General features: G+C 67.3%; 6 protein-coding genes. 2 read left to right on the forward strand and 4 right to left on the reverse strand.

What is annotated here, in order from left to right; genetic code table 11:
• Both ACCD07_RS14175 and ACCD07_RS14180 read right to left on the reverse strand, forming a co-directional pair.
• On the reverse strand, nt 1–5,804 hold a 5,804-nt coding region (locus tag ACCD07_RS14175), incomplete at its 3' end, for a heme utilization protein (RefSeq protein ID WP_413447702.1).
• A gap of 443 nt (nt 5,805–6,247) precedes the next feature.
• On the reverse strand, nt 6,248–15,445 hold the full coding sequence (locus tag ACCD07_RS14180) for a heme utilization protein (RefSeq protein WP_413447703.1): 9,198 nt from the start codon (nt 15,443–15,445) through the stop codon (nt 6,248–6,250).
• Between the two features lie 632 nt (nt 15,446–16,077).
• Here ACCD07_RS14180 and ACCD07_RS14185 point away from each other — a divergent pair.
• Nucleotides 16,078–16,797, forward strand: coding sequence for a class I SAM-dependent methyltransferase (locus ACCD07_RS14185; protein ID WP_176653457.1), 720 nt, complete (start codon nt 16,078–16,080; stop codon nt 16,795–16,797).
• Nucleotides 16,797–17,747 carry a retroviral-like aspartic protease family protein gene (locus tag ACCD07_RS14190; RefSeq protein WP_413447704.1) on the forward strand — a complete coding sequence of 317 codons (951 nt, stop codon included), beginning with the start codon at nt 16,797–16,799 and terminating at the stop codon, nt 17,745–17,747. Before ACCD07_RS14185 ends, ACCD07_RS14190 begins: the two co-directional genes overlap by 1 nt.
• Here the strand turns inward: ACCD07_RS14190 and ACCD07_RS14195 are convergent.
• Together ACCD07_RS14195 and ACCD07_RS14200 are read right to left on the reverse strand one after the other, a co-directional pair.
• Nucleotides 17,720–18,115 (reverse strand): hypothetical protein, encoded by a 396-nt coding sequence (locus tag ACCD07_RS14195; RefSeq protein ID WP_353401443.1) that lies wholly within the window; start codon nt 18,113–18,115, stop codon nt 17,720–17,722. The genes ACCD07_RS14190 and ACCD07_RS14195 overlap by 28 nt on opposite strands.
• 14 nt (nt 18,116–18,129) lie before the next feature.
• Nucleotides 18,130–19,104, reverse strand: coding sequence for a GlxA family transcriptional regulator (locus ACCD07_RS14200; RefSeq protein ID WP_413447705.1), 975 nt, complete (start codon nt 19,102–19,104; stop codon nt 18,130–18,132).
• Nucleotides 19,105–19,147: the final 43 nt, after the last annotated feature.

Below are 19,147 nucleotides of genomic sequence, written 5' to 3' on the forward strand. Positions count from 1 at the left end.
CCCGAGGCCAGGTTGGCGGTGGTCATCGAGGCCACTTGCGCGGTGCTCAGCGCAACGATCTGGTCGGTGGTCAGCGCTGCGGTCTGCGCGGTGCTCAGCGCGGCGATGGCCGAGGTCTTCAACGCGCCGAGGTCGGCCGTTTCAATCGCGGCGATCGCGCCGGTGCTCAGGGCGGCCACCTGGCCGCTGGTCAGGCCGCCGATCTGGCTGCTGCTCAGGGCGACGATCTGGTCGGTGGTCAGGGCCTTGGCCTGGTTGGTGCTCAGGCCGGCGATCACGGACGATTTCAGCGCGCCGATGTCGGCCGTTTCAATCGCGGCGATATCGTTGGTGCTGAAGGCGCTCAGTTGTGCCGAGCTCAGGGCGCCGAACTGGTTCGACGTCAGCGCGACAACCTGGTCGGTGGTCAGGGCCGCGACGTTGGCGGTGGTGATGGCCGCCACTTGCGCGGTGGTCAGGTTCGACAGCTGGTCGGTGGTCAGGGCCGCCAGTTGCGCGGTTTTCAGCGAGGCGATGATCGAGGTTTTCAGACCCACGATGTCACCGGTCTCGATGGCGGCGATGTCCTGGGTCGACAGCGCACCGAATTGCGCGGTGCTCAGCGCGCCCAGCTGGTTCGAGCTCAGCGCCACGATCTGGTCGGTCGACAGACCCGAGGCCAGGTTGGCGGTGGTCATCGAGGCCACTTGCGCGGTGCTCAGCGCAACGATCTGGTCGGTGGTCAGCGCGGCGGTCTGCGCGGTGCTCAGCGCGGCGATGGCCGAGGTCTTCAACGCGCCGAGGTCGGCCGTTTCAATCGCGGCGATGGCGTCGGTGCCCAGGGCGGCCACCTGGCCGCTGGTCAGGCCGCCGATCTGGCTGCTGCTCAGGGCGACGATCTGGTCGGTGGTCAGCGCCTTGACCTGGCTGGTGCTCAGGCCGGCGATCACCGCCGATTTCAGCGCGCCGATGTCGGCCGTTTCAATCGCGGCGATATCGTTGGTGCTGAAGGCGCTCAGTTGTGCCGAGCTCAGGGCGCCGAACTGGTTCGACGACAACGCGACGACCTGGTCGGTGGTCAGGGCCGCGATGTTGGCGGTCGTGATCGAGGCGATCTGGCTGGTGGTCAGGTTCGACAGTTGATCGGTGGTCAGCGCCGCCAGTTGCGCGGTTTTCAGCGAGGCGATGATCGCGGTTTTCAGGCCCACGATGTCGGCCGTCTCGATGGCGGCGATGTCCTGGGTCGACAGCGCACCGAACTGCGCGGTGCTCAGCGCGCCCAGCTGGTTCGAGCTCAGCGCCACGATCTGGTCGGTCGACAGACCCGAGGCCAGGTTGGCGGTGGTCATCGAGGCCACTTGCGCGGTGCTCAGCGCGACGATCTGGTCGGTGGTCAGCGCGGCGGTCTGCGCGGTGCTCAGCGCGGCGATGGCCGAGGTCTTCAACGCGCCGAGGTCGGCCGTTTCAATCGCGGCGATGGCGGCGGTGCTCAGGGCGGCCACCTGGCCGCTGGTCAGGCCGCCGATCTGGCTGCTGCTCAGGGCGACGATCTGGTCGGTGGTCAGCGCCTTGACCTGGCTGGTGCTCAGGCCGGCGATCACCGCCGATTTCAGCGCGCCGATGTCGGCCGTTTCAATCGCGGCGATGTCGTTGGTGCTGAAGGCGCTCAGTTGTGCCGAGCTCAGGGCGCCGAACTGGTTCGACGACAGCGCGACGACCTGATCGGTGCTCAGTGCCGCGATGTTGGCGGTGGTGATGGCCGCCACTTGCGCGGTGGTCAGGTTCGACAGCTGGTCGGTGGTCAGGGCCGCCAGTTGCGCGGTCTTCAGCGAGGCGATGATCGCGGTTTTCAGGCCCACGATGTCGCCGGTTTCGATGGCGGCGATGTCCTGGGTCGACAGCGCACCGAATTGCGCGGTGCTCAGCGCGCCCAGCTGATTCGAGCTCAGCGCAACGATCTGGTCGGTCGACAGACCCGAGGCCAGGTTGGCGGTGGTCATCGATGCCACCTGCGCGGTGCTCAGCGCGACGATCTGGTCGGTGGTCAGCGCGGCGGTCTGCGCGGTGCTCAGCGCGGCGATGGCGGCCGTTTTGAGCGCGCCGACGTCGGCCGTTTCAATCGCGGCGATGGCGGCGGTGCTCAAGCCGGCAACTTGCGAGCTCGACAGCGCACTGATCTGGCTGCTGCTCAGGGCGACGATCTGGTCGGTGGTCAGGGCCTTGGTCTGGTTGCTGGTCAGGCCGGCGATGACGGCCGATTTCAGCGCGCCGATGTCGGCCGTTTCAATCGCGGCGATGTCGTTGGTGCTGAAGGCGCTCAGCTGCGCCGAGCTCAGGGCGCCGATCTGGTTGGACGTCAGGGCGACAACCTGGTCGGTGGTCAGCACGGCGATGTTGGCCGAGGTGATCGAGGCGATCTGGCTGGTGGTCAGGTTCGACAGCTGGTCGGTGGTCAGCGCCGCCAGTTGCGCGGTTTTCAGCGAGGCGATGATCGCGGTTTTCAGGCCCACGATGTCGGCCGTCTCGATGGCGGCGATGTCCTGGGTCGACAGCGCACCGAATTGCGCGGTGCTCAGCGCGCCCAGCTGGTTCGAGCTCAGCGCCACGATCTGGTCGGTCGACAGGCCCGAGGCCAGGTTGGCGGTGGTCATCGAGGCCACTTGCGCGGTGCTCAGCGCAACGATCTGGTCGGTGGTCAGCGCTGCGGTCTGCGCGGTGCTCATCGCGGCGACGGCGGCCGTTTTCAGTGCGCCAACGTCGGCCGTTTCAATCGCGGCGATGGCGGCGGTGCTCAGGCCGGCGACTTGGGCGCTGCTCAAGGCGCCGATCTGGGCGCTGCTCAGCGCCACCACCTGGTCGGTAGTCAGGGCATTGGTCTGGCTGGTGGTCAGGCCGGCGATGACGGCCGATTTCAGCGCGCCGATGTCGGCCGTTTCAATCGCGGCGATATCGTTGGTGCTGAAGGCGCTCAGCTGCGCCGAGCTCAGGGCGCCGAACTGGTTGGACGTCAGCGCGACAACCTGGTCGGTGCTCAGCGCCGCGATGTTGGCGGTGGTGATGGCGGCGATCTGGCTGGTGGTCAGGTTCGACAGCTGGTCGGTGGTCAGCGAGGCCAGCTGCGCGGTTTTCAGCGAGGCGATGATCGCGGTTTTCAGGCCGACGATGTTGGCGGTCGAGATGGCGGCCACGTCGCCGGTCGACAGCGCGTTGAATTGCGCGGTGCTCAGCGCGCCCAGCTGGTTCGAGCTCAGCGCCACCATCTGGTCGGTGGTCAGGCCGGCAGCCAGATCAGCGGTGGTGAAAGCCGAGACCTGCGCGGTGCTCAGCGCAACGATCTGGTCGGTGGTCAGCGCGGCGGTCTGCGCGGTGCTCAGCGCGGCGATGGCCGAGGTTTTCAGCGCGCCGACGTCGGCCGTTTCAATCGCGGCGATGGCGGCGGTGCTCAGGCCGGCAACTTGCGAGCTCGACAGCGCGCTGATCTGGCTGCTGCTCAGGGCGACGATCTGGTCGGTGGTCAGGGCCTTGGTCTGGTTGCTGGTCAGGCCGGCGATGACGGCCGATTTCAGCGCGCCGATGTCGGCCGTTTCAATCGCGGCGATGTCGTTGGTGCTGAAGGCGCTCAGTTGCGCCGAGCTCAGGGCGCCGATCTGGTTGGACGTCAGGGCGACAACCTGGTCGGTGGTCAGCACGGCGATGTTGGCCGAGGTGATCGAGGCGATCTGGCTGGTGGTCAGGTTCGACAGCTGGTCGGTGGTCAGGGCCGCCAGTTGCGCGGTTTTCAGCGAGGCGATGATCGCGGTTTTCAGGCCCACGATGTCGCCGGTTTCGATGGCGGCGATGTCCTGGGTCGACAGCGCACCGAATTGCGCGGTGCTCAGCGCGCCCAGCTGGTTCGAGCTCAGCGCCACGATCTGGTCGGTCGACAGACCCGAGGCCAGGTTGGCGGTGGTCATCGAGGCCACTTGTGCGGTGCTCAGCGCGACGATCTGGTCGGTGGTCAGCGCGGCGGTCTGCGCGGTGCTCAGCGCGGCGATGGCCGAGGTCTTCAACGCGCCGAGGTCGGCCGTTTCAATCGCGGCGATGGCGTCGGTGCCCAGCGCGGCGACCTGGCCGCTGGTCAGTGCGCCGACCTGGCTGCTGCTCAGGGCGACGATCTGGTCGGTGGTCAGGGCCTTGGTCTGGCTGCTGGTCAGCGCGGTGATGACGCCGGTTTTCAGTGCGGCCAGGTCGGCCGTTTCAATGGCGGCGATGTCGTTGGTGCTGAAGGCGCTCACCTGGGCCGAGCTCAGGGCGCCGAACTGGTTGGATGTCAGCGCGACAACCTGGTCGGTGCTCAGCGCCGCGATGTTGGCGGTGGTGATGGCGGCGACCTGGTTGGTGGTCAGGTTCGACAGTTGATCGGTGGTCAGCGCCGCCAGCTGCGCGGTCTTCAGCGAGGCGATGATCGCGGTTTTCAGGCCGACGATGTTGGCGGTGGAGATGGCGGCCACGTCGCCGGTCGTCAGTGCGCCGAATTGCGCGGTGCTCAGCACGCCCAGCTGGTTCGAGGTCAGGGCCACCATCTGGTCGGTGGTCAGGGCGGCAACGTTGGCGGTGGTGATGGCCGCCACTTGCGCGGTACCCAGTGCGCCGATCTGGTCGGTGGTCAGCGCGGCGGTCTGCGCGGTGCTCAGCGCGGCGATGGCGGCGCTCTTCAGCGAACCGATGTCGGCCGTTTCAATCGCGGCGATGGAGGCGGTACCCAGCGCGGCCACCTGGCCGGTGCTCAGCGCGCCGACCTGGCCGGCGCTCAGCGCCACTATCTGGTCGGTGGTCAGGGCCTTGGCCTGGGCGGTCGACAGGCCGGCGATGACGGCGGTCTTCAGCGCGGCCAGATCGGCCGTTTCAATCGCGGCGATGGCGTTGGTCGACAGCGCGCCGATTTGCTGCGACGTCAGCGCGGCAGCCTGGTTGGACGTCAGCGCGACGACCTGGTCGGTGCTCAGCGCGGTCATGCTGGCGGTGGTCAGCGCGGAAATCTGGGTGGTGGTCAGGTTCGACAGCTGGTCGGTGGTCAGGGCTGCCAGCTGCGACGACTTGATCGATGCGATCAGGCTGGTTTTCAGGGCGACCAGGTCGGCCGTTTCAATCGCGGCCACGGCACTGGTGCCCAGCGCGCCGAACTGGGCGGTGCTCAGCGTGCCCAGCTGGTTGGAATTCATGGCGACGATCTGGTCGGTGGTCAGGCCGGATGCCAGGTTGGCGGTGCTCAGCGACGCGACTTGCGCGGTCGACAGGCTGGCTACCTGGTCGGTGGTCAGCGCGGCCATCTGGCTGGTGCTGAGGCTGGCGATGACGACGGTTTTCAGCGCCAGCACATCGGCCGTTTCCATGGCCACGATGTCGTTGGTGCTCAAGCCTGCGACCTGGGCGCTGCTCAGCGCGTTGGCCTGGCTGGTGGTCAGCGCGACGACCTGGTCGGTGGTCAGCGCGGCCAGCTGGCCGGTCGACAGGCCGGCGATCGAACCCGATTTCAGTGCGGCGAAGTCGGCCGTTTCGAGGGCGGCAATGTAGGCGGTCGCCATGGCGTTGACCTGAGCCGAGCTCAGCACACCTACCTGATTGGAACTCAGCGCGACGATCTGGTCGGTCGTCAAGCCGTTCGACATTTGCTTGGTGGTCAGTGCGGCGATCTGGGTGGTGGTCAGCGCCACCGCCTGATCGGTCGTCAATGCCCGAGTCTGGTCTGAATTGAGCGCTACGATATCGCTGGTAGTGAGGGCAGCAATGGTTTGGGTCGACAGAGCTGCGATCTGGTCGGTACTCATGCTTGTTACGAGGCTCATTTCCATTCTCCTTGGGGCACTGCACAGTTCTATACAGACAGATGATGGAGCCGACAGGTCTCGCCCGCGGCTCCATCTGAATTGGGTGCTACTGGAATTTCTTTGCGTTTTACATGCGCGTGATCACGAAATCGCGCACTTTAGTTCTTAACGTCAATATCGAAGGCAACTTTAGGATACGCCAGCCATGATTTTGCCTCCGGTTAACATTTTAATAGCGAGGGAACAGCGCATAGTTTCATTCAATCACGGCCCAAAAACCGGCGGGCCACCGCCCTGAACGTACAAAGCGACCCTTTTTTGCGCTGCATTAAGCTTTTTTGTTTACTCAGTGCAATGCAAAAACCGGGCCATGATTTCTCAAAAACAACTTTTTTGGGACAAACGGCAGGGCCTGAGCCCTGCCGCGTGGCACTACATCCGGCTTGCGCCGGGGTACTACTTTACTTGCCGGGCGCCGCCAGGAAGCCGTGGCCGCCCTGCGACTGCAACGCTTTCAGACGCAGCGCGCTGTCGGTGGCCGCCTGGCTCTCGGCGCCGAGAACCGGCTTGCCGTTGGCGTCGAACTGCTTGAGCGCGTCGGCCAGCTGGGCCACGCTGCCGCCCACGCCGTTGCCCTGGACATCCAGCTTCGGCGCCGCGGCCGCCGGCGTGCTGCAGCCGGCGAAGGCCGACATCGCCTGCGCCAGGTTGCTGACGCTGCCGCTCAGGTTGCTGGCCGGCGTGGTGGCGAACCACACGTCGGCCGCCGCATGGGTGGCGCCGTCAGCCGTCTCGAAGGTCGAGGTCAGACCCAGGATGTTGCCGTTGTTGACTGCCCCGCCCACCTTGACGTCCAGGTTGAGCTTGGTGATGCCCAGGTCGGCCAGCGACTTCAGCTCGTCGGCCTGGCTGACGCCATCGGTGTTGCCGTCGACCCAGACACGCAGGTCGGCGAAGGCGCTGTCCTTGGCGTCGATGGTGCCGTCGCCGTTGGTGTCGAGTTCCGCCATCGCTTGGTAGCCGGTGGCCGCTTTCTGGCCGTTGGCCAGCGTGGTGCCGGAGCCGAACAGTTCGCTACCGTCGTTGATCACGCCGTCATGGTTGCGGTCCAGGGCCAGCAGGCCGTCGCCGCCGGCGGTCCAGCCGGTGTTGACTTTGTTGCCGTTGGCCAGCAGGTCGAACTGCACGCCCTTGCCCAGCGCCGTGGTTTGCACGCCGTCGCCGTTCAAGTCCAGCGCGACCGGGGTCAGGAACGACAGCGCCTGGGTCTGCGTGGTGGTCAGCGCATGGACCTGGTCGGTGGTCATCGCATGCAGTTGCGCCGAGGTCATCGCGTGCACCTGGTTGGTGGTGAGCGAGGCGATTTCAGCGGTGCGCAGCGTGACGAACTGTCTGGTGCTCAGCGCGGCGATCGCGGCGGTGCTCAGCGCGACCAGGTCGGCGGTGTCGAGGGCGGCCAGCGCCGCGGTCGACAGGCCGGCAGCCTGGGCGGTGGTCAGCGCGGCGACCTGGGTCGAGGTCAGCGCCACGCCCTGGCTGGAATTCAGCGCGCCCAGCTGGTTGGCGGTCAGCGCGCCGATTTCCTGGGTGGTGAAGGCAGCCAGCGCGGCGGTGGCCAGCGCGGCGAGATTGTTGGTCGACAGCGCGGCAACCTGGCTCACGCTCAGCGATGCGGCCTGGGCGGTGGTCAAGGCGGAGATCTGTGCAGTGCTCAGACCGCTGGCGAAGGCCGAGGTGGCCAGCGCGGCGACCTGGCCGGTCGACAGCGCTGCAACCTGTGCCGTGGCCAGACCGGCCAGCTGCGCAGTGCGCAGCGCGGCGACGTCGATCGTGCTCAGGCCCACCAGGTCGGCCGTCTCGATCGCGCCGATGCTGTTGGAGCTCAGGGCCACCACTTGTGCGGTGCCCAGCGAAGACAGTTGCGCCGAGGTCAGCGCGACGATCTGGCTGGTGGTCAGCGCGGCGATGCCGGCGGTGCTCAGCGCGGCCAGCGAGGCGGTGGCCAGCGTGTTGACCTGGGTGGTGGTCAGCGCGGCGACCTGCGCGGAACTCAAGACGGCGATGGCGGCCGTCTTGATGGCCGACAGATCGGCCGTTTCCAGCGCGGCTATCGAGTTGCTCGACAGTGCGGACACTTGCGCGGTGCTCAGCGCGGCCGCTTCGGCGGTGCTCAGTGCAACGATCTGGCTGGTCGTCAGCGCCTTGACCTGATTGGCGCTCAGCGCGGCAACCGCGTTGGTCGACAGTGCGGCAAGGTCGGCGGTTTCCAGCGCGGCGATGGCGTTGGTGCTCAGCGCGGCAACCTGCGCGGTGCCCAAGGTGCTCGCTTGCGCGGTGGTCAGCGCAACGATCTGGTTGGTGCTCAGACCGGAGACAGCGGCGGTGCTCAGCGCGGCGACCTGGTTGGTCGACAGCGCGGCGACTTGCGCCGTGGCCAGGCCCACCAGTTGCGCACTGCGCAGCGCGGCGACGTTGGCGGTGGTCAGGCCGACGATGTCGGCGGTTTCAATCGCGCCGATGGCGTTGCTCGACAGCGCGGCAACCTGCGCCGAGCTCATGCTGCTCAGTTGAGCCGAGGTCAGTGCGACGACCTGGTCGGTGGTCAGCGCGGCGACGCCGGCGGTGCTCAGCGCGGCCAGCGAAGCGGTGGCCAGGTTGTTGACCTGCGTGGTGGTCAGCGCGGCGACCTGGGCGGAGCTCAGGGCGGCGATGGCGGCCGTCTTGATGGCCGACAGATCGGCCGTTTCCAACGCGGCAACCGAGGCGGTGCTCAGCGCGGCAACTTGCGCGGTGCTCAGCGCGGCAGCTTCGGCCGTGGTCAGTGCGACGACCTGGCTGGTCGTCAGCGCCTTGACCTGATTGGCGCTCAGGGCGGCGATCGCGTCGGACTTCAGTGCTGCGAAGTCGGCCGTTTCCAGCGCGGCGATGGCGTTGGTGCTCAGGCCGGCCACTTGCGCGGTGCTCAGCGAGCTCGCTTGCGCGGTGGTCAGCGCCACGATCTGGTTGGTGGTCAGGCCGGACACGGCGGCGGTGCTCAGCGCGGCGATCTGGTTGGTCGACAGCGCGGCAACCTGTGCGGTCGCCAAGCCAGCCAGCTGCGCGCTGCGCAGCACGGCCACGTTGGCGGTGGTCAGGCCGACCAGATCCGCGGTTTCGATCGCGCCGATGGCGTTGCTGGTCAGAGCGTTGACTTGCACCGAACCCATGCTGCTCAGCTGAGCCGAGGTCAGCGCGACGACCTGGTTGGTGGTCAGCGCGGCGATGCCGGCGGTGCTCAGCGCGGCCAGTGAGGCGGTGGCCAGGTTGTTGATCTGCGTGGTGGTCAGCGCGGCAACCTGGGCGGAGCTCAGGGCACCGATGGCGGTGGTCTTGATGGCCGACAGGTCGGCCGTTTCCAGCGCGGCGACGGCGTCGCTCGACAGCGCGGCCACTTGCGCGGTGCTCAGCGCCGCCGCTTCGGCCGTGGTCAGCGCAACCACTTGATTCGTGGTCAGCGCCTTGACCTGATTGGCGCTCAGGGCGGCAATCGCATCGGACTTCAGTGCTGCGAAGTCGGCCGTTTCCAGCGCGGCGATGGCGTTGGTGCTCAGGCCGGCAACTTGTGCGGTGCTCAGCGAGCTCGCTTGCGCGGTGGTCAGTGCGACGATCTGGTTGGTGGTCAGGCCGAATACAGCAGCGGTGCTCAGCGCGGCGACCTGGTTGGTCGACAGCGCGGCGACCTGCGCCGTGGCCAGGCCAACCAGTTGCGCGCTGCGCAGCGCGGCGACGTTGGCGGTGGTCAGGCCGACCAGATCGGCGGTTTCAATCGCGCCGATGGCGTTGCTCGACAGCGCGGCGACTTGTGCCGAGCTCATGCTGCTCAGCTGGGCCGAGGTCAGCGCGACAACCTGGTTGGTGGTCAGCGCGGCGATGCCGGCGGTGCTCAGCGCGGCCAGCGAAGCGGTGGCCAGGTTGTTGACCTGCGCGGTGGTCAGCGCAGCAACCTGGGCGGAGCTCAGGGCGGCGATGGCGGCCGTCTTGATGGCCGACAGATCGGCCGTTTCCAGTGCGGCGACGGCGTCGCTCGACAGGGCCGCCACTTGCGCGGTGCTCAGCGCGGCCGCTTCGGCCGTGGTCAGTGCAACCACCTGATTCGTGGTCAGCGCCTTGACCTGATTGACGCTCAGGGCGGCGATCGCGTCCGATTTCAGTGCTGCGAAGTCGGCCGTTTCCAGCGCGGCGATGGCGTTGGTGCTCAGGCCGGCCACTTGCGCGGTGCTCAGCGAGCTTGCTTGCGCGGTGGTCAGCGCAACGATCTGGTTGGTGGTCAGGCCGGACACGGCGGCGGTGCTCAGCGCGGCGATCTGATTGGTCGACAGCGCGGCGACCTGCGCCGTGGCCAAGCCCACCAGCTGCGCGCTGCGCAGCGCGGCGACGTTGGCGGTGGTCAGGCCGACGATGTCGGCGGTTTCAATCGCGCCGATGGCGTTGCTCGACAGCGCGGCGACCTGCGCCGAGCTCATGCTGCTCAGCTGGGCCGAGGTCAGCGCGACGACCTGGTCGGTGGTCAGCGCGGCGATGCCGGCGGTGCTCAGCGCGGCCAGCGAAGCGGTGGCCAAGGTGTTGACTTGCGTCGTGCCCAGCGCGGCAACCTGGGCGGAACTCAGGGCGGCGATGGCGGCCGTCTTGATGGCCGACAGATCGGCCGTTTCCAGCGCGGCAACCGAGGCGGTGCTCAGCGCGGCCACTTGCGCGGTGCTCAGCGCGGCTGCTTCGGCCGTGGTCAGTGCAACGATCTGGCTGGTCGTCAGCGCTTTGACCTGATTGGCGCTCAGCGCGGCGATCGCATCGGACTTCAATGCTGCGAAGTCGGCCGTTTCCAGCGCGGCGATGGCGTTGGTGCTCAGGCCGGCCACTTGTGCGGTGCTCAGCGAGCTCGCTTGCGCGGTGGTCAGCGCGACGATCTGGTTGGTGGTCAGGCCGAACACGGCGGCGGTGCTCAGCGCGGCGATCTGGTTGGTCGACAGCGCGGCGACCTGCGCCGTGGCCAGCCCCACCAGTTGCGCACTGCGCAGCGCGGCGACGTTGGCGGTGGTCAGGCCGACGATGTCGGCGGTTTCAATCGCGCCGATGGCGTTGCTCGACAGCGCGGCGACTTGTGCCGAGCTCATGCTGCTCAGTTGGGCCGAGGTCAGTGCGACGACCTGGTCGGTGGTCAGCGCGGCGATGCCGGCGGTGTTCAGCGCGGCCAGCGAGGCGGTGGCCAAGGTGTTGACTTGCGTCGTGCCCAGCGCGGCGACCTGGGCGGAGCTCAGGGCGGCGATGGCGGCCGTCTTGATGGCCGACAGATCGGCCGTTTCCAACGCGGCAACCGAGGCGGTGCTCAGCGCGGCAACTTGCGCGGTGCTCAGCGCGGCCGCTTCGGTCGTGGTCAGTGCAACCACTTGATTCGTGGTCAGCGCCTTGACCTGATTGGCGCTCAGGGCGGCGATCGCGTCCGACTTCAGTGCTGCGAAGTCGGCGGTTTCCAGCGCGGCGATGGCGTTGGTGCTCAGACCAGCCACTTGTGCGGTGCTCAGCGAGCTCGCTTGCGCGGTGGTCAGCGCGACGATCTGGTTGGTGCTCAGGCCGGACACGGCGGCGGTGCTCAGCGCGGCGATCTGGTTGGTCGACAGCGCGGCGACCTGTGCGGTCGCCAGACCCACCAGCTGCGCACTGCGCAGCGCGGCGACGTTGGCGGTGGTCAGGCCGACGATGTCGGCGGTTTCAATCGCGCCGATGGCGTTGCTGGAGAAGGCGCCGATTTGCGCGGAACCCATGCTGCTCAGTTGAGCCGAGGTCAGTGCGACAACCTGGTCGGTGGTCAGCGCGGCGATGCCGGCGGTGCTCAGCGCGGCCAGCGAAGCGGTGGCCAAGGTGTTGACTTGCGTCGTGCCCAGCGCGGCAACCTGGGCGGAACTCAGGGCGGCGATGGCGGCCGTCTTGATGGCCGACAGATCGGCCGTTTCCAGCGCGGCAACCGAGGCGGTGCTCAGCGCGGCAACTTGCGCGGTGCTCAGCGCGGCCGCTTCGGCCGTGGTCAGTGCAACGATCTGGCTGGTCGTCAGCGCCTTGACCTGATTGGCGCTCAGCGCGGCGATCGCGTCCGACTTCAGTGCTGCGAAGTCGGCCGTTTCCAGCGCGGCGATGGCGTTGGTGCTCAGGCCGGCCACTTGTGCGGTGCTCAGCGAGCTCGCTTGCGCGGTGGTCAGCGCCACGATCTGGTTGGTGGTCAGGCCGAACACGGCGGCGGTGCTCAGCGCGGCGATCTGGTTGGTCGACAGCGCGGCGACCTGCGCCGTGGCCAGGCCCACCAGCTGCGCGCTGCGCAGCGCGGCGACGTTGGCGGTGGTCAGACCGACGATGTCGGCGGTTTCAATCGCACCGATGGCGTTGCTCGACAGCGCGGCGACCTGCGCCGAGCTCATGCTGCTCAGTTGGGCCGAGGTCAGCGCGACGACCTGGTCGGTGGTCAGCGCGGCGATGCCGGCGGTGCTCAGCGCGGCCAGCGAAGCGGTCGCCAGCGTGTTGACTTGTTTGGTGGTCAGCGCGGCGACCTGGGCGGAGCTCAGGGCGGCGATGGCGGCGGTCTTGATGGCGGACAGGTCGGCCGTTTCCAGCGCGGCGATGGCATTGGACGACAGCGCCGCCACCTGCGCGGTGCTCAGCGCGGCGGCCTCAGTCGTGGTCAGCGCGACGACTTGATCGGTCGTCAGCGCCTTGACCTGATTGGCGCTCAGGGCGGCGATCGCATCGGACTTCAATGCTGCGAAGTCGGCCGTTTCCAGCGCGGCGATGGCGTTGGTGCTCAGGCCGGCCACTTGTGCGGTGCTCAGCGAGCTCGCTTGCGCGGTGGTCAGCGCGACGATCTGGTTGGTGGTCAGGCCGAACACGGCGGCGGTGCTCAGCGCGGCGATCTGGTTGGTCGACAGCGCGGCAACCTGTGCGGTTGCCAGCCCCACCAGTTGCGCACTGCGCAGCGCGGCGACGTTGGCAGTGGTCAGGCCGACGATGTCGGCGGTTTCAATCGCGCCGATGGCGTTGCTCGACAGCGCGGCGACTTGTGCCGAGCTCATGCTGCTCAGTTGGGCCGAGGTCAGTGCGACAACCTGGTCGGTGGTCAGCGCGGCGATGCCGGCGGTGTTCAGCGCGGCCAGCGAAGCGGTGGCCAGCGTGTTGACTTGTTTGGTCGTCAGGGCCGCGACTTGGGCGGAGCTCAGGGCGGCGATGGCGGCCGTCTTGATGGCCGACAGATCGGCCGTTTCCAGCGCGGCGATGGCGTTGGACGACAGCGCTGCCACCTGCGCGGTGCTCAGCGCGGCGGCCTCAGTCGTGGTCAGCGCGACGACTTGGTCGGTCGTCAGCGCCTTGACCTGATTGGCGCTCAGGGCGGCAATCGCGTCGGACTTCAGTGCTGCGAAGTCGGCCGTTTCCAGCGCGGCGATGGCGTTGGTGCTCAGGCCGGCCACTTGCGCGGTGCTCAGCGAGCTCGCTTGCGCGGTCGTCAGCGCAACGATCTGGTTGGTGGTCAGGCCGGACACGGCGGCGGTGCTCAGCGCGGCGACCTGGTTGGTCGACAGTGCGGCGACTTGTGCCGTGGCCAGGCCCACCAGTTGCGAACTGCGCAGCGCGGCGACGTTGGCGGTGGTCAGGCCGACGATGTCGGCGGTTTCAATCGCGCCGATGGCGTTGCTCGACAGCGCGGCCACTTGGGCCGAGCTCATGCTGCTCAGTTGAGCCGAGGTCAGCGCGACAACCTGGTCGGTGGTCAGCGCGGCGATGCCGGCGGTGCTCAGCGCGGCCAGCGAAGCGGTGGCCAGCGTGTTGACTTGTTTGGTCGTCAGCGCGGCAATTTGAGCGGAACTCAGGACGGCGATGGCGGCGGTCTTGATGGCCGACAGGTCAGCCGTTTCCAGCGCGGCGATGGCGTTGCTCGACAACGCGGCCACTTGCGCGGTGCTCAGCGCGGCCGCTTCGGCCGTGGTCAGCGCGACCACTTGATCGGTGGTCAGGGCCTTGACCTGATTGGCGCTCAGCGCGGCAATGGCGTCGGATTTCAAGGCTGCGAAATCGGCCGTCTCCAACGCGGCGATGGCCTTGGTGCTCAGGCCGGCCACTTGCGCGGTGCTCAGCGAGCTCGCTTGCGCGGTGGTCAGCGCCACGATCTGGTCGGTGGTCAGGCCGGACACGGCGGCGGTGCTCAGCGCGGCGATCTGGTTGGTCGACAGCGCGGCGACCTGCGCCGTGGCCAGGCCCACCAGCTGCGCGCTGCGCAGCGCGGCGACGTTGGCGGTGGTCAGACCGACGATGTCGGCGGTTTCAATCGCACCGATGGCGTTGCTCGACAGCGCGGCGACTTGTGCCGAGCTCATGCTGCTCAGCTGGGCCGAGGTCAGCGCGACAACCTGGTTGGTGGTCAGCGCGGCGATGCCGGCGGTGCTCAGCGCGGCCAATGAAGCGGTGGCCAGCGTGTTGACTTGGGCGGTGGTCAGCGCGGCGACCTGGGCGCTGCTCAGGGCGGCGATGGCGGCCGTCTTGATGGCCGACAGGTCGGCCGTTTCCAGCGCGGCGACGGCATCGCTCGACAGCGCGGCCACTTGCGCGGTGCTCAGCGCGGCGGCTTCGGCCGTGGTCAGCGCGACCACTTGATTCGTGGTCAGCGCCTTGACTTGCGCGGCGCTCAGCGCGGCAATCGCGTCGGATTTCAAGGCTGCGAAGTCGGCCGTTTCCAGCGCGGCGATGGCCTTGGTGCTCAGGCCGGCCACTTGCGCGGTGCTCAGCGAGCTCGCTTGGGCGGTGGTCAGCGCGACCACTTGGTCGGTGCTCAGGCCGGCAATGGCGGCGGCGCTCAACGCGGCGATCTGGTTGGTCGACAGCGCGGCAACTTGCGCGGTGGCCAGGCCGACCAGCTGCGAGGTGCGCAGGGCGGCGATGTCGTTGGTGCTCAGGCCGGCGAGGTCGGCGGTTTCAATCGCGCCGAGGGCCTTGCTCGACAGCGCGACCACTTGCGTGGTGCTCATGGCGGCGATTTCCGCCGAGGTCAGCGCGACGGCCTGGTCGCTGCTCAGCGCGGCGATGCCGGCGGTGCTCAGCGCGGCCACCGAAGCGGTGCCCATCGTATTGACTTGCGCCGTGGTCAGCGCGGCCACCTGGGCGCTGGTCAGCACGGCGATGGAGGCGGTCTTGATCGCGGCCAGGTCGGCGGTTTCCAGGGCGCCGATGGCGTTGGTGCTCAGCGCGGCGACCTGGGTCGAGCTCAGTTGCGCGGCCTGGTTGCTGGTCAGGGCGACCACTTGGTCGGTCGTCAGCGCCTTGACCTGGTTGGCGGTGATGCCGCCGATAGTGGCCGTGGCCAGCGCGGCGACGTCGTTGGTGGTCAGCGCGGCGATGGCGGAGGTTTGCAGCGCGGCGATCTGGGTCGAGGTCAGCGCGTTGGCCTGCTTGGTCGTCAGGAAGGCGATCTGGGTGGAGTTCAGGCCTCCGGCAATCTGGGCAGTCGTGAAGGCGGGAATTTGCGCAGTAGTGAACGCGGCCAGCTGGTCAGAATTGAACGCTGCAATGTCGGCAGTTGCCAGTGTGATGATCTGGGCTGTGCTGAAACTGGCAATCTGCTCAGTGGTAAAACTGGTCGCGAAACTCATACTATTTCTCCTGGAGGTACTTCTCTGGCTGCTCAGAAAGCAACTCGAGCGATCAGCTTTTGTCTGATGCTCGAGCCCTGTAGTGGATTTGTTACTTTTTTAACAAAATTTTTATGGTGCTGTCGGAAAAAACTACTCCGTACTGTATATAACGACGGAATTTGGACTTTCATTAAGTAAACTTTTCTTTTGGCCATTAAGTTGCGGGCCAACCAAGCTCGAACCAGATGAACGCCTCTTCCAGCAGGATTCCAAGGGCCGATTATATCTGAGTAGATTTCCCAAAAGAATTTATTTCAACCGCTGTCTCTCTCTCGCAACCTGCTATAGGAGAATGTTTATTTATTAAAAAAGTTACCTAAAAAAACAGTTCACCAGGAAACTTTCATGTCGATAGTGCCATTTTCCCAGCAGAAAAATATATCCATACGGACATTTTGCCCTTGCCGTGTGACAAGCAGATGACTGAACAGAGGGGTTAAGCAATGTCAATTTGATATATCCGGTGCATAATCCGGAACTCGCCTGCACAGCTAAGGCGGGGAAAACCGGTTCACCCACCTACGGAGACTTTCAAAATGAAACTGTTGCCTAGAAGCCGCACCCTTGGATTACTTTGCCTGAGCAGCACCATGGCCCTGTTACTGGCCGCCGGCCACGCCGGTGCCGCCGGCCAAGCGCCGCTGGCCGCCGCCGCCGTGGCCGATGCCGGCCGCCCGGACGCCGACAAGGCGCGCGACGCCGACCGCAAGCCGGCCGAGATGCTGGCCTTCGCCAAGGTCCAGCCGGGCCAGGTCGTGGTCGATTACTTTGCCGGCCGCGGCTACTTCACCCGCCTGTTCAGCACGGCGGTCGGCCCGAAGGGTTCGGTGTACGCGATCGCGCCGCAGGTGCTGGTGGACCGCCTGAAGGGCAAGCCGCTGCCGCCGCCCGTGTCGGCCGAACCGGGCCGCGCCAACGTGCATGAAGCGATCAGCGCCGCCTCGCTCAACGTGCCGGTCAAGGCCGACCTGGTGTGGACCTCGCAGAACTACCACGACATCCACATCTGGAGCGGCGCCGCCGGCACGGCCGAGCTGAACAAGGCCGTGTTCGAGGCGCTGAAACCGGGCGGCTACTATATAGTGCTGGACCATTCGGCCCAGCCCGGCCTGGACGACGCCGGCATGGCCAAGCTGCACCGCATCGACGAGGCGCTGGTCAAGAAGGAAGTGCTGGCCGCCGGCTTCGTGCTGGACGCCGAATCGCAGGTGCTGCGCAACCCGGCCGACGACCGCTCGGCCCAGGTGTTTGAAACCGGCATCCGCGCCCACACCGACCAGTTCATCCTGCGCTTCCGCAAGCCGAACTGATGATGGCCCCCATCCTGCAACGCATGCTGGGGGCCGGCATGTTGCTGGCCGCCGCCCAGGCCCACGCAGATTGCCGCTTTACCGAACTGGCCGCGCTCGACCTGAATATCTACGAGGCGGCCGGCACGCCCTTCATCGATGGCCAGATCAACGGCAAGACGGTGCACATGCTGATCGACACCGGCGCCCACAAAACGCAGCTGACGCGCGCCGAGATGGACCGCCAGCAGCAGCCGCTGACCCGCACGCTGAACCGCGTGCGCGGCATCGGCGGCGACACGGCGCAGTTCGCGGCGCAGCCGGAGGAAGTGATCATCGGCCCGGCGCGCGTGGCCAGAACCTGGTTCCCGGTGGTCGATGGCCTCGACTACCCCGGCTACGGCGGCCTGGTCGGCGCCGACTATCTGCTGCAGGCCGACCTGGAAATCGCGCTGGCCGGCAAGCAGCTCAAGTTCTTCCGCAACGACGGCTGCGGCGGCGACAGGTCGCTGGCCTACTGGGACACGCAGGCGCTGGACGTGCCGCTGGAGCTGGCAGACAAGCACTCCGCCGCCTATGTGCAGGTCCAACTCAACGGCCGCAAGATCCGCGCGCTGATCGATACCGGCGCCGCCCATTCGCTGGTCGACCTGCAGACGGCGGACAAACTGGGCATCAAGCCGGGCGGCGCCGGCGTGAGCGAAGGCGGCGCGGTGACCGGCATCAGCGGCAAGGACACGCCCAAGTGGAACGCCACCTTCGACAGCTTCACGATCGGCGAAGAAAACATCGGCAAGCCGCGCCTGGCCATCGCCGACGTCAACAACCTGCAGCAGTTCGGCGTCAAGAACATCGAGATGATACTGGGCCGCGATTTCCTGCGCGCCCACCGCGTGCTGATCTCGACCAGCCAGGAACGCTTCTACTACAGCTACCTGGGCGGTCAGGTCTTCTCGACGACTTCCCGGTAGCGCCACACCAGCACGGCGGCGGTGGCCGCCAGCAGCGCCAGGGCCACCATGTTGACGATGAACACGCCGCCGTGGAAGCGCATCACCAGGCCGATGCTGACGCCGGCCTTGACCGCGAAGTGCCAGCCGCCGTCGAAGGGATAGTAGCTGAACAGCTGCAGCGCGTAATACGCCACGCCGGCCCACAGGCCCAGCTTCCAGCGCTTGAGCGACAGCACGGCGCCGAGGAAGCCCAGCATCGCCGCGCTGTACAGCAGCGGCAGCGCCGACGCCTCCTGCGACTCGCCCAGCAGGCCGAGGCTGACACCGAGCGCCAGCGCGCTGTTGAGCAGCAGCACGCGCGCCACCCATTTTTCAAATTCCCGCATTCGATCTTCCCGATTCAGCCAAAGCGCGCCTGGTATTCGCTGGGCACCACGCCCAGCTGCGCGGCAAACGCGCGCCGCAGATTGTACTCGCTGCCGAAGCCGCTCTGGCTGGCCGCGCGCTTGACCGTCATGCCGGGCCGCTCCAGCAAGCCGCACGCCGCCTCCATGCGCAAGCGCAGCAGCAGCTGCGCCGGCGAGACGCCAGCCTCGCGCTGCAGCCGGCGGTGCAGCGTGCGCACCGACAGCGCGAACGCCGCCGCCATCTGCTCGACGTCGATCTGCCGCTTCAGGCGCGGACGCAGCCAGCCGGTCAGCTGGCCGTGCAAGCCTTGCGGATCGGCCTGCGCCAGCAGCTCGGAGCTGAACTGGCGCTGGCCGCCGGGCCGCTTGTAGAACACCACCAACCGCTTGGCCGTGCCCAGCGCGGCGGCGCGGCCGCGATCCTCCTCCACCAGGCTCAGTGCCAGGTCCATGCCGGCGGCGATGCCGGCCGACGTGTAGACCGGCCCGTCCTTGATGTAGATGGCGTCGTCCTGCACCTCGATGGCCGGATATTGCGCCTGCAGCCGGGCCGCGTCGAGCCAATGGGTGACGGCGCGGCGGCCGTCCAGCAGGCCGGCCCGCGCCAGCACAAAGGCGCCGGTGCACACCGAGCAGCAGCGCGCTACCTCGCCGGCGGCGCGCCGCACCCAGCTTATCGTGGCCGGCGCCAGCACGGTGCCGGCGCCATCGAGGCCGCGGCAGCCGGCGACGATCAGGGTGGCGCCGGCCAGGCTGCGGCGCGGCAGCGGCTCTGTCAGTAAGCTGACGCCGGAAGACGACGCCACCGGCCCGCCGCCCGGCGCGGTCATGCGGATGCGATAGGGCTCCGGCTGACCGGCGTCGCGCGCCTCGTCGTTCGCGGTGGAGAACACTTGCGCGGGGCCGGTGGCGTCCAGCAGCAGGAAGCCGGGGAACACCAGCAGCCAGATGTCGATAGGTTTGGTCATGTGGCAGATATTCCACCATCGATGTCATTTATGTCAATGCGTT

The organism is Duganella sp. Dugasp56, assembly GCF_047304105.1.
In the GTDB taxonomy this organism is placed as follows: Bacteria; Pseudomonadota; Gammaproteobacteria; order Burkholderiales; family Burkholderiaceae_D; genus Rugamonas; species Rugamonas hordei.